Source organism: Steroidobacter sp., assembly GCF_016790065.1.
In the GTDB taxonomy this organism is placed as follows: domain Bacteria; phylum Pseudomonadota; class Gammaproteobacteria; order Steroidobacterales; family Steroidobacteraceae; genus Steroidobacter.
Window position 1 is genome coordinate 1 of record NZ_JAEUPY010000623.1, and the last position, 13,023, is coordinate 13,023.

Below are 13,023 nucleotides of genomic sequence, written 5' to 3' on the forward strand. Positions count from 1 at the left end.
CGGTCCTGGACGGCGTTCCCGACCGACTTCGGCCCAAGTATCCGGCCTTGGTGCTGGGCAGATCGCCAAGCGGTGTGCCGGCACGCAGATCGAACCCGAAACTCTTGCCGGCGGCGAGCTCGCCCTCCACCAGCGCTTCGAGCAGGTTGCTTTCCTGGATGCCTTCGGAACCGTGCAAGGCAATTCGGAAGCTGCGCTCGCCGATATAGGCATGGATCAGATTGCCGGCAGTGCGATGATGCGTTCCGAAGCCGCGATCCCAATTGAAACGCGTGCTGGTATGGCCGGCGCCGCCGAACACCAGAGCCTTACCGCCCTTGCTGAGAATCTCATCGTCGATGGTCTGCGCCCAGCGCATGTCTCGATCGCGCACGCCGTAGTTGCGTTTGATGACATTCGCGTCCGAGCCCTTCTCGCCGGCGCGCACCCCCGACCAGTCGAGCGGCATATACCAATGGTCGAGACCGACGACCCGAAAGCGCGGCGCGCCCTTCGGCAGCTTGCTATTGATCTGCCACGCGATGCGCAGCACATCGCGATACTCCTGATAGCCGCCAAAATGCGCATCCCAGTCCAGGATCAGATAGTTCGCGAGTTGTTCATCGAAGCGGGCCGCGTTGAGTAGCCGATCGACCTGAGGCTGCACCTCCGAGCGCAACATTTCATAGCCGAGGTTGGTCACGCCAGCCGCATGCAGCTTGGGCAGCAATGACTGCAGGAATTCGAGATTCTGCCGCACTTGATGCGGAGACTCTCCAAGCAGCACGATGTCGTGATCCTTGAACTTGCCGACCACATAGTCCGCCGGCGACTCACCGAGCGTGCGTACCTGCTCGGTGGCAAGCCGCTTCAGTTCCGGCAGCGGATAGCTGCCGAATCTGCCGGCTGCGTAGCCGTCGGCCGCCAGCGCGCCGAGCGATGCGAATCCCGAACACACCGCCAGCATCGCGGCTGCCAGATGACGTTTCATCTTCGCGCACGTCACAGTTTGTATCTCACGGCGAAGCGGATCGCGCGCGGCGGATTGATATTGGTACCGTAGTCCAACTCGGCAAACGTCGGTGACAGGTAGCGCTCGTCGAACAGATTGGTCCCCGAAAGCGTGTACATCCAACGACCGTGCCGATAGAACACGCGCGCGTCGACCTCGATGAAATCGCCGAAATCGAACTCGACGGGTCGGCGAGCAGCCCGCGTCCAGGTGGTATCGAATGTCTCGCGATCGCCCTTGTAGACCACGCCGAGACCGAAGCCCAAGCCTTGCAACGCGCCGTCCAGCAACTCATAGCTACCGAACAGCGAGGCGCCGATGCGCGGTGCATTGGCCGGGCTCAGTCCCTTGAACTCGCCATCGGAGAACTCCGCATCCAGATACGCCAGCGACACAAACACGCTCAGCTCCGGCAACAAGCGTCCTTGCGCGTTCAATTCCACACCGCGACTGCGCTGAGTGCCCAACGGAATCGAGTACTGCGGATTGGCCACGTCCTGCTGCGCGATGTTGCTACGTTCCATCTGGAAAGCGGCCACGCTGAACGACAGATCGCTGGATAGATCGGCCTTCAGACCGATTTCGTAGTTGGTGCCTTCCTCCGGATCGATCAGCTCGCCGTCCGGATCGCCCGGCACGAAGATGCGCGAGGTGGTCGGCTCGAAGGTCTGTCCATAGCTCGCGTACAGATTGATGGCGTCGGTCAGCGCATAGGTCACGCCGCCCTGGAACACGACTTCCTTGAACTCTCCTTCGGCGAAAGTCCGGAACGGCGTAGCGCCGATTTCAGCGAACGTCGAGCCAGTGCGATTCTGATAACGCAGCTGATCCTGCGAATAGCGGCCGCCCAGCAACACATGCAGACGCTCGATGGGATTGAGGATCAACTGTGCCGTTACGCCGGCCAGGTCGATCTGGTAGCCAACGTCCTCGTAGAACGAATAGTCGCTGAGACTGCGATACGCGGGAATCGCCGAGTAGTTCGGGGTAAATGCATTGAACAGCGAGTTGGCGAACCCACCCGGCAGGAACTCGAACCCCGAGCGCTGCTCGGAACGAATCTCGTTGTAGTCGGCACCGAAGAACAGCTTGTGGTCGCGCCCGAACAGCTCGATGTCGCCGAACAGGTTCACCTCGACAGCGCGTACATCGCGATCCTGGTCGCGTGCATACAGATACTGAGAACTGGTCCGGCCGCTTTCGTCGAGCGGACCGCCCAGATTCGCCGTGTAACTCAGGTAACCGACTTCGTTGTACTGGGCATGCGCCCGCAACGTCCATCGATTGGCGAACTTGTGCTCGGCCTGAAACTGCACGAAGCGTGCTTCGATTTCCGAATCGCTCCACGGCACACCGAAGAAGCGCGACCGCGGCACATCGGGAACCTGCAAGCCCTCGGCGAGCACACGCTGCAAGATGGTGCCCGTGCCCTGACCGGCCAATTGCAGCGGCGGCGACATGCCGATCAGCATGTCGGTGTCTTGATAGATAGCGCGCAGTGTGAAATGCGTGGACTCGTTCGGCTGATAGCGGATCGACGGCGACAACATCTGTACCTGGTCACGCGCGTAGTCGATGTACGAATCGGCATCGTCGTAGGCACCGAGCACGCGATACGTCCACGTATCATTCGTACCCACTGGCCCGGTCACGTCGGCTTCGACCCGTCGCTGCTCGAAATCTCCGCCCTGCAGAGCAAACTGCGCGCCGAAACGATCCTGCGGCATCTTCGAAACCGCGTTGAGCGAACCGCCGATGGAGTTCTGACCATACAACGTCGAAGTCGCACCCTTGATGACCTCGACGCGGTCGAACAGGCTCATGTCCAGATCGACGTTGCCAGCCATACGAAAGCCGTCGATGCGCACGGCGTTGTTGCCGCGTTGGATGAAACCGCGATAGTAATTGGAGGGAAAGTTACTGAGATCGTGCGAGGTGCCGCCGGACGCGTCGATCTTGTAGAGATCGTTGAACGAACGGATGCTGGCGAACTCGATCATGTCGCCGGTGACCACAGTCACCGTCTGCGGCGTGTCCTTCACCGCCAGTCCCATCTTGGTGGCGCCGAACGCATCGTTCTGCGCGAAGATCACCTGTGAAGTGACCACGACTTCTTCCACGGTCTGCTCATTGGCGGTGAGCTTGCTGGTCGGTTCCGCCGCGCTGGCAAGCCTGAAGCTATAGTCGTTCGGCGCTCTGGTGGTCGGTCGATCATCCTCGGGCGAGCGAATCACCACGACATTCGAGGGCGTGACCTCGAACTGCAACCCGGTTCCCTGCAACAACGCGGTCAGCGCTTGAGGAACGGTGAACTCGCCTTTCAACGCCGGCCCCACCAAGCCGTCGACCAGTTCGGCGCGGTATAACAAGCGGCGCTGCGAGACCAGCGCCAGCGCCTGCAAGGACGCATTCAAATCCTGTCGGGGTACATCCAACGCACAGCGCTCGTCATCGGCGCTTTTGTCGGCGAGCCCGGAGCGCAGCACGGCGGGTTGCGATTGAGTGGCTTCCTGAGCGCCCGCCGCGCCGGCGTTGGCCCACGCAGTCAGGAACAACGGCAAGGCCAATGGCGCGAGCGACTGAATAGATCGCCGCAATGACGGCGCTCCGCTGGCATTCTTCACTGTTTCTCCCCTAGCGCTGTGCCGCGCTGTTGATCTGTACCTACAAAACGCAGCACAGGGAAAAACATTCACCGGTGTTTGCAGCGCTCGCGAAATTTCATTGCTTCGACCGAGCTCGCAAACTGATGGTATCCGCCGCCGAATGGTCGGCGACGATGGGCAATGACAGCTGCACGGCCTCGGCGAAAGCAGCAGTATCGCCAGCAGTGAACACGCCGCTGATTTTCATCGTCTCGAGCGTCTCGCTATCGATGCGCAGCTGCCACCTGGAATAACGATTCAGGCGCAGCACCGCCTCGGCGAGCGGCGTCTTGTTGAAAACGATCCGGCCCTGGCGCCATGCGGTGGCGGCATCGAGATCGGCGTGCGGTACCAAGGTAGCGCTGCCGTCTTGCTTCACATACAGGGCTTCGCCGGTTGTGAGTTCAACCAGATTGCTGTGCGCGTGCTCTGCTTCAGTGACAGTCGATGGCGCTCTGGCGGGCATTGCTTTAGCGGCCTCCGTCGGCAACACAGCCACCTTGCCTTCCAGCATCGCCACACGCACCTGGCGATCTACCACTTCCACAGTGAACACGGTTCCCAACGCGATGATGGTGCGATCGCCTGCCACCACACGAAACGGTCGCAGTGGATCGCGAGCCACCGAGAACTGCGCCTGCCCTTCGCCGAGATAGACGATACGCGCCTGATCGGTATAGCTCACTCGCAGCCGCGTGACCGCATCGAGCGTGATCTGCGAATGATCGTCCAGCTCCACCGTGCGCTGTTCGCCGATGCCGGTGCGATACTGCCCCGGCCAATAGCCCAACGGCGAGAGCTGCACTGAGACCAGCACGGCGAGTAGTACGACAGCAGCCGCCACACCGCGCCAGCCCCGAAAACCCGCAGCGATAGGTCGGCTCCACCTGCGGCTGTTCGCTAGCCGGGCGCGCGCCAATGCCTGTTCGCGCAGCGCCATGAATTCCGGTGACTTGGCATGGTCTCCCAGCGACTGCCACGTGTCCGCAACGCTGCCGAAGGCTTCGGCCAGCGCCGGATCTTCAGCCAAGGATCGCTCCAACGATGCCTGCTCGTGCCCGGCGCGTTGCTCCTGCAAGCAACCGACGAAGGCTTCCGCCGCCTCGTCGGCGCGATCCGGCGGTTGCTGGCCGGTGCGATTGTTATCGCTCATTCCGGCACCCGCCCGCGACCCAGCCGACGGTCGATATGCGCCACGGCTTTCGCCAGGTGCTTGTTGACCGCGCTCACCGAGATTCCATACATCTCAGCCACTTCCGACAACTTGAAATGCTCCATGCGGATCAGCAACAGAATATCGCGGGTCCGTTCATTCAATTCCTGGACCGCGGCCAGCACTCTATGCAGTTCCTGCTGACCGCCGATCAAACGTTCTGGGGTGCCGTCCTCACGAGCCGTGTAGGCAGCAGCATCGTTCCACTCCACAGCTTGGCCGCGCGACATGACGCGCCGTTGGCGATCGTGCCAGCGATTGACGGCGGCCCGAAAGATGTAGCCCTTGGCATCCTCGGGCGACTTGCCGGTGGTCTGGAGCATGGTCCGCACCAGCACGTCCTGAGCCAGATCCTCGGCTTCGGCCACGTTGCCACAGCGGCGCAAAAAGAACTGGATCAGCGCCGGACGCAATTGCGCCGGCAACTCGCTGCTGTCGTCGTTTTGCGTGGCCAAGGGCTGTGAAGTCATCCGCCGGAACTACTCGATTGATCCTTTGACCGATGAATGTCGCGTCCGAGCGGAACGTCCAAGCTAAGCAGCTTGAACGTCCTCTAGTTGGGTGGCAAGGCTCCGAAAAATAAAACTACTGAACGTTTTTCGGGGTGCTGCGTTTTAGTGATTGGGAGCTTGCGCCCGCGACTCCCTCGCAGGCGCAGTCGGTCAAAAGTCGAGGCTGACTCGGCCGTAGACGAAGCGGCCGCGAATGTCGTTCTCGAAGCTGTTGTAGCCGTTGCGAACCACCAGGAACGGCACGTCGCGGTCGAAGGCATTCTCCACGCCGAGCGTCACTTTCATCGCTCGCGTCGGCAGCCAAGGCGTGGGTTGGCCGTCCTGGCCGAAGGCATAGCTCACTTGGAAGTCGGCCGTGGCGTAGAACGGAATCTCACGATCGATCCGCGTGCCACCGGTCGACAGGTCGTTATATCCGGACATGAAGCTGTATTGCGAAGACGCCGACCAAGCACCGAGCTCCCAACTCAGCCCCAACAGTCCGCGCGTCTTGGGCAGTGCGCCGGTAGAGAAGAACGTACCGGCGGACGGATCGTAACTGCCGGCGATGTCGACCAGCTGGCCGCTGGCGTTCTCGACTTCGAACGACGCCATGCGAGTCAGCGCCACATCGACGTTGAAACGACCGATGGCGAACGACGGCAACGCGTAGTGCACACTCAATTCATAGCCCGAGCTACGACGGCGGCCGGCGTTGTAATAGAACGTTTCGACGATCACGTCCTGCCCCGCCGGACCGATGTCGACACCGCGAGTCACGATGCCGTTGGCGGTGCCATTCAACACCCGCTGCGGATCGGTCGTGCCGGGCACGAAATCCTCTTGTTGAATGCGGAAGTAGTCTAACGACACCATCAAGCCAGAAACCGCATCGGGCGTGAACACCGCACCCACGTTCACGGTCTTAGACGTCTCCGGCTTGACCTTCGACGTGCCGGTCGAATGCACCAGCGCCTCGATGGGACCTCCGGTCAACGGATCGACCAGCACGCGGTCCGAACTGACTCGATAGTTGTCGTTGGAGTACTCGAGATAAGGCGCGAGGAACGCTTCGGCATACGAAGCACGCAACGTCAGCTGATCCTGCAGCGTCGAGTAACGCAATGTCGCCATCGGTGTGGCCGTGGTGCCGAAGTCACTGTAATCCTCGTGGCGGCCGGCCAGCGACAACTCCAACGGACTCACATCGCTGCCCTCAGCCGGTGCGAGCAGCGGTACGCGCAACTCAGCGAACACCGAGTAAATATCGCGCGACAGATCGTACGGCAGCGTTGCCGAGATGCCGGCCCAACCACCGACTTGCCACAGCGGATCACGCTGCACGTCCACCTGCTCGCGACGGTACTCGCCACCGATGGCGGCATACACAGTGCCGGTGGGCAGATCGAACAAGCCACCGCTGGCACGCACATCGAGCATGTCCGAATCGAAGCCGATATCGAAGGTCCGGATGCCGAGCACGCCGGCATATTGCTCGGGGGTATTGCAGGCATTGCAGAACGGATTGAACGCCGTCGGCCCGGTGCGATTGACAGCGTCACGCAGCCGAGACGCCACGAAGTAGTCATGCGACTGCCGGCCGATGTTGCTCCGATACCAGCTCACCGCCGACTCCAGTTGCCAAGTTCCCAGCTCGGTGCGTACACCGGCGCTCAGCCGTCGCGTGGTGGCGGTGTTTTCATCCAGCTGCCGGCCGAGTTCGAGCGGTCGATAGCTGACATTGCTCAACGCCTGTCCGAACGGATTGTAGGGATTGGTGGCCGGGATCGCACCAATGGAACTGAACGAGAGACCCAGAGGCGCACGCCACATGTTTTCGTGCATTTCAAAGTACAAGCCGCTGGCGAAGAACGTTGCTGCACCGTCGAAGAAGTCATGTTCGAAGTTACCGAGCAGCGTCGTGCGCCGTGGATTCGGAATCAGACTCGGATTGGACACCGCGTTGATATCGAACAAGTCGGTGGCCGCAACATACGGTCGATAGTCGGTCGGATCGAGCGAGTACGTGCCTCGCGGCACCAGGGTCGGATCGGCAATGAGTGCCGGCGAACCGGTAACGCCGACGATACGCCCTGGGCTGCCGATGGAATTGCGCGCGTCGAAGCCGCCCAACCGTCGCATGTCGCTGCTGGCAGTAATGTCACGTTGCCCGACGGTGATTTCCTCGCGCGTCATGTAGTTTGCGAGAAAGAAGAATCTGGAGTCGTCGTTCTCGAAGCCGCCGAATAAATTAACGTCGACGACCTCGCCGCCGCCCTGCGTTGCCCCGCCATAGGTGGCACTCGCATGTATGCCGTCCGAGGAAGACTTGAGAATGACGTTGACCACACCAGCGACGGCATCGGAACCATACACCGCCGAAGCGCCGGACTTGAGCACCTCGACGCGCGCGACTGCATCGGCCGGAATCGCCAGGATGTTAGCGGGATCGTTTGCCGACAGGCGGCGGCCATTCACCAACACCAATGTGTATTGAGTACCGAGACCTCGCATGTTCACAAAGCCGCGGCCGCCCGAGCCCTGCTCCGCCTGCATGCCTCCGGTGACCGAAGGGTTGCTCGCGAGCACATCGGCCAGCGTGTTGGCGCCGGTTTTGTCGATCTCAGCGTCGGTAATGACTTGCACCGGCGCACCGCGCTTCTGCGCGTCCAGCGACGACACGATGTTCGAGCCAGTGACGATGACTTCTTCCACACCCGCGTCAGGTCGAGTCGTCGCGTTGGCCACCGACGCGGACGATGCAACGGGTGCTTGAGCTAAACGCGTGTAACTTGCCGCAGTCGACACGGCCTTCGTCTGATTCGGTGGGGGCGAGTCTGCGCTATCGAAGCGACCGACCGAGATCGCGCTATTGCCGATGGGCTTGAACGACAACCCGGAATCTCGCAATAACGATGCGAGTGCTTTGGAAATGCTCAGCGTGCCGCTAGCGCCGCGTGTTCGAAGATTCTGTGTTTGCGCGCCAGCAGTGACGATCTGCACGTCCGCCTGATGTGAGAATTGCACCAGCGCTTGATCCAATGGTTGCGCCGGAATGCTGAAGGCGACTTCCCGATCCAGATCCGCCGCATGCAATGGCGCGGCGACCACGCAGGCAGCCAGCAAAGAATATGAACTGATTCGATGCACCGATCTCTCCCCTTAGTATCGCGATGAACTCGCGCTGTTGTGGGAGATAAACCGAACGAGTGCCATGGGTCGGAACTGCCTCAACGCTCAGTCGAGACCAACACGATGCGCTGATCGTCGCCGACCACCACTCGCACCGGAAATGTTTCTTGCACCGCTGCCAGCCAATCATCGATGGAACCGGTGAACACCGTTCCTGTAAACGTGAGCCGCGCGATGCGCGAGTCACTGATCTCAATGGGCCTCGATGAGTAGCGACTGACGTCGGCAGCTACAGCCTCCAACGGTTCGGAGAAGTATTCCAAGCGTCCTTCGCGCCAACTGAGCGCACGCCCCGCATCCACGGACGCTATCCGAGCCGCGCGCGTACTGACGTTATATGAAATCTGATAACCCGCATTCACACGCCAACGGCCGGCGTCGTCGCCGGCTCCATCTTCTCGCGCTACCTCGACGATGCCCTCTTGCACCGTCACGACCACACGATCGGCTCGGGCCCGCACGTCGAATGCCGTTCCTACCGCGGTCACACGGACACCGGAGGCCTTCACCGTGAACGGCTTGGTTTTGTCCGGATGCACCTTGAAATAGGCCTCGCCATTCGACAATTCCAGATCGCGATGGCCGGTGCCGAAGTCGACGTCGACCTGCGTGTTCGGCGCCAACGTCAGGGTCGAGCCATCCGGCAGCATGCTGGATTGAATCGTGGGCGGCCCCGCGAGCATGCGAGCTTCAGCCGGCACCGTCGTTGTTCTTACAAAGTAAATGTAGCCGGCCGCGACGAGCGCCATCGCAGCGACAGCCGACGCAGCCACCCAACCCTTGCCGAACCCAGCGACTCGCTCGGGCGCGCCAGCAGGCCGCGGCGTATCCAGCAGCGTTTCCAGCATTTCGGCGGCAGCCGGCCCAACCTGCTCAAAGCCGCTCCAGGTTTGCCGCAGGCGTTGGAACTCTCGCAAGTTCTCCGGCACCGCGCACCATTCGAGCCATTGCGACAGATCGTGGTCCGAGACTTGGTCGTCCTTGAGCCGCAGGAACCACTCCGCCGCTTCGTTGGCGCGCTTGCCTAATTCGTCGAGCTCGTTCATGACATCACCTGTCGCATGGCGTCCTCCTTGGACCATCCATCCAGGCGCAGCCGGCAATAGACCAGCGCGCGTTGCACGTATTTGCGGACCATGCGATCCGTCAAACCCATTTGCTGAGCCACTTCGACCGTCGACAGGTCGCGAAACCGGTGGAGCAGGAACGCCTGCTGGCAATTTCGTGGCAGCTCACGCAGCGTCGCGAGCACTTGCGCCAGCTCGTCGGAGGCCATCACGCTGTTCTCGGTGGGACTCGATACGTCCAGTTCGTCGACCGCGTCCAGCCGATCCAAGCGAACCCGCACGGTCCGCTGCCGATGCCGATCGACGGCAATGCCATGCGCGATCTTGAACAGGGTCCAGCGCAGAAAGCTGGCGGCTATCGGTTTGTCGAGCTGCAGGAGGCGGACATAGGCCTCCTGAGCTACCTCTCGGGCCTCGGCCTCATTGGGCAGCCGGGTCAGCAGGAAGTGCACCAGCGCGCGATTGTGCTCCCGAAACAGCTCGGAAATAGCTTCCGCCCGCTGTCGCTGGGACGCGGGTTCGTCGGCAGATTGGTCGGTCGACTCCGGCTTCATGGCAAGGGACGGCGCCGGCCCACAGTGAGGGCCTGGAGGTAATACCGTTTGACGAGCTTATCTCGGAACTGTCGACGTACAATAAGCCCATGACCTTCACCGAGCTGCAGCTGGCGCCTGCGCTGATCACCGCGCTGGAAAAGCAGCAGATCAGCGACCCTACCCCTATTCAGAGCGCGGCACTGCCGGTCTTGGCGGCTGGGCGCGATGCATACTTGCACGCCGAAACCGGCACCGGCAAGACGCTGGCCTACCTGCTGCCCATTTTCGGTCGCATCGATACGGCTCAGGTCGCCACTCAAGCGGTGATCGTGGCGCCGACCCACGAGTTGGCGATCCAGATCCATCGTCAATGCGGCGAGCTGGCGGTGAACTCGGGTTGGCCGGTGCGCTCGCTGCTGCTGATCGGCGGCACCTCCACCGAGCGGCAAATCGAGAAACTGAAAAAGAAGCCGCACGTGGTGGTGGGCTCCCCGGGTCGGATCGCGGAATTGCTTGCCAAGGGCAAACTCAAAGGCCAGTTCGTTCGCAGTATCGTCGTCGATGAGGCAGATCGGCTATTGAATGAAGAGAGCTTGCTCTCCCTTCGCGCCATCATTCAGGCCGCGCCGCGCACCAGGCAGTTGATATTTGCGTCGGCAACGTTGGAGCGACAGAGCACGGAGACGGCCAAGGAGTGGGCCCCTGACTTACAAATGCTTCAGGCGGGCGCCGCGCCGGTCAACGAGAACATCGAGCATTTCTATTTGGTCTGCGATGACCGCGACAAGCCGGACGAGTTGCGCAAACTCATCCACGCGCTGGCCCCGGAACGCGCCATCGTGTTCGTCCACCGCAATGATTTCGCCGAACGGATCGCACTCAAACTGGCGCACCACAAAGTCCGCGCCGCGGACTTGAATGCGGCGCTCTACAAAGAAGATCGCAAGCAGGCGATGGATGGCTTTCGTAAGGGCGACATTCAAGTGCTGATCGCTTCGGACATCGCGGCGCGCGGACTGGATATTAGAGGCGTCACCCACGTCTTTAACTTCGACGTGCCCACCATGAGCCAGGCCTATCTGCACCGGGTGGGCCGCACCGGTCGTGCCGGCGCGAAGGGCGTGGCGGTTACGTTGATGACCGAGATCGAGGCGCGACTGGCTCGTCGCTATCAGGAAGAGCTGGGCATCAAGATGCACCGCGTGCGCATGCGCGACGGCATCATGCAAAGCCTCGAACGCGATAGAAGCTAAGCGGCACGCGCTGCCGAGCACAGCGACGCCTACTCCGCGCCGTGCATGCAACTCGACGCGCACCTACCTCACTGTCCAGCGTCATGCATGCAACTCGGTACGCGCCTGCCTCTATATTCGGCGCCATGCGTGCAACTCGGTGCGCACCTCTTATTCGGCTCCATGCATGCGCCGACGTAGGCTCGGTGTCAGCGCGGCTAGCGCGACGGCGGCGGCCAAGCAGCCCACCGCAAGCCCGATGAAGATAGACAGGAAAGAGTGGTACTCCATCAACGAGCCGACGTAGCCAGTCAGCCACGTGCCGATGCCGATGCAGATGTACCAGCCGCCGACCAGCGTGGCCCGATAACGCTCCGGCGCAAGCTTGCTGGTCAGGGAAATCTGGTTGGCCCACACCAGAGCATCGCCCAACCCGAAGAACACATAAGTCGCGATCAGCCAGACGACCGACGGCCGTTCCTCACCGCTCAATGCCACACCACCGACCAGCACGCAGTAGCCGACCGCGAGCGCGCCAATCCCCAGCGCGAGTTTGTACGACGCACTGGGATTGCGATCGACGCGCAGTAGCTTTCGCCACAGCCAAGCCAGCAGCGGCACACAGACAAAGAAACTGAGCACATTGATGGTCTGCAACCACGGCGTGGGTATCTCGAACCCGAGAATGGTTCGGTCCAGGTGGTCACGTGCGTACAAGTTCAGCATGCCGAACATTTGATAGAAACCGACCGCGTACAGCACGGTGAACAGGCCTTGCACGAGAATGACCCGCATCCGTTCCTTCTCGATTTGAGTGAACGCTTGCCGCTTGTGCTGTTGGCGTGCGGGCACGACTGTGCCGAGATCGCCAAGCCAGGCATCCTGTTTCGCCAAGTAACACAACAAGCCGAGCACCATACCGACAGCGGCGGCACCGAATCCGTAGTGCCAGCCCACACGCTCACCAAGATAGCCCGCGACAATGGCGCCCCAGAACGCGCCGATGTAGATCGCGACAAAGAACACATTGAAGCCTTCGTCGCGCCGCGCCCCGCCTTCCGGATACAAATGCGTCACCACGGACGAAATGGTGGGCTTCATCAGACCCGTGCCGATCAAGATCAGCGCCATGCCTGCGAGGAACGTCGCGACCTCCAATCCAACTGCGGCCATCAGAATGGCGCCTGCCAGCAGCAGATGTCCGAGCGCGATGACGATGCTGCCCACGAGAATGCAGCGACGCTCGCTCCAATAGTTATTAGCGAGCCAACCTCCAGCGACCGGCAGAACGAAGGCCAGCCCGGCATACCACCCATACAGCTTCAGCGCGGTCGCGCCATCCCAGCCCCAACCTCCACTGCTGGTCGGCGCGGTGAGAAACAACACCAGTAATCCCGCCATGCCCCAATAGCTGAAGCGCTCCCACATCTCCGTGAAAGCGACAACAAACAACCCGCGCGGATGACCGAACCACGCCGGCGCGATCAGGTCACGCCGAGCATTGCTAACACTTGTATCCATCATTCGCTCTTCTTTTGTTTGGTCAACCGAGTTCTCTACCTTGCCGCCGTTGTTTGTTCCGAATACGCTGTGCGCCGAATTCAACTGACCACGGTGCCTTGCATGAGTGCCTTCGATCGCTCCGAGTATCTGTCT

The 13,023-nt window shown here is 61.3% G+C and carries 9 protein-coding genes; 1 reads left to right on the forward strand and 8 read right to left on the reverse strand.

Annotated elements, in window-relative coordinates; genetic code table 11:
• From JNL55_RS25560 to JNL55_RS25590, 7 genes are all read right to left on the reverse strand, one after another.
• The coding region (locus tag JNL55_RS25560) for a ChaN family lipoprotein (RefSeq protein WP_293861028.1) at window positions 1–970 on the reverse strand (970 nt) is incomplete at its 3' end.
• Window positions 971–981: 11 nt separating this feature from the next.
• Window positions 982–3,615, reverse strand: coding sequence for a TonB-dependent siderophore receptor (locus tag JNL55_RS25565; protein WP_293861032.1), 2,634 nt, complete (start codon window positions 3,613–3,615; stop codon window positions 982–984).
• A gap of 97 nt (window positions 3,616–3,712) precedes the next feature.
• Window positions 3,713–4,789 carry a FecR family protein gene (locus JNL55_RS25570; protein ID WP_293861035.1) on the reverse strand — a complete coding sequence of 359 codons (1,077 nt, stop codon included), beginning with the start codon at window positions 4,787–4,789 and terminating at the stop codon, window positions 3,713–3,715.
• A complete protein-coding gene (locus JNL55_RS25575) occupies window positions 4,786–5,319 on the reverse strand; it encodes an RNA polymerase sigma factor (RefSeq protein WP_293861038.1) in 534 nt (177 codons plus the stop codon). The genes JNL55_RS25570 and JNL55_RS25575 overlap by 4 nt, the downstream gene beginning before the upstream one ends.
• Window positions 5,320–5,511: 192 nt before the next feature.
• Window positions 5,512–8,490, reverse strand: coding sequence for a TonB-dependent receptor (locus JNL55_RS25580; protein WP_293861041.1), 2,979 nt, complete (start codon window positions 8,488–8,490; stop codon window positions 5,512–5,514).
• A gap of 80 nt (window positions 8,491–8,570) precedes the next feature.
• Complete coding sequence (locus JNL55_RS25585; protein ID WP_293861044.1) at window positions 8,571–9,578, reverse strand: FecR family protein; 1,008 nt, start codon at window positions 9,576–9,578, stop codon at window positions 8,571–8,573.
• Window positions 9,575–10,153: an RNA polymerase sigma factor gene (locus tag JNL55_RS25590; RefSeq protein WP_293861047.1), complete on the reverse strand. Its 579-nt coding sequence runs from the start codon at window positions 10,151–10,153 to the stop codon at window positions 9,575–9,577. Before JNL55_RS25590 ends, JNL55_RS25585 begins: the two co-directional genes overlap by 4 nt.
• 89 nt (window positions 10,154–10,242) lie before the next feature.
• Between JNL55_RS25590 and JNL55_RS25595 the strand changes: the two genes are divergently transcribed.
• The gene (locus JNL55_RS25595) at window positions 10,243–11,388 is read left to right on the forward strand and encodes a DEAD/DEAH box helicase (RefSeq protein WP_293861050.1); all 1,146 of its coding nucleotides are present in this window, start codon (window positions 10,243–10,245) and stop codon (window positions 11,386–11,388) included.
• Window positions 11,389–11,538: 150 nt separating this feature from the next.
• On the opposite strand, the gene JNL55_RS25600 is transcribed toward JNL55_RS25595, so the two are convergent.
• Entirely contained in the window at window positions 11,539–12,888 is a 1,350-nt protein-coding gene (locus tag JNL55_RS25600; protein ID WP_293861053.1) for a peptide MFS transporter, read from the reverse strand.
• Window positions 12,889–13,023 lie beyond the last annotated feature (135 nt).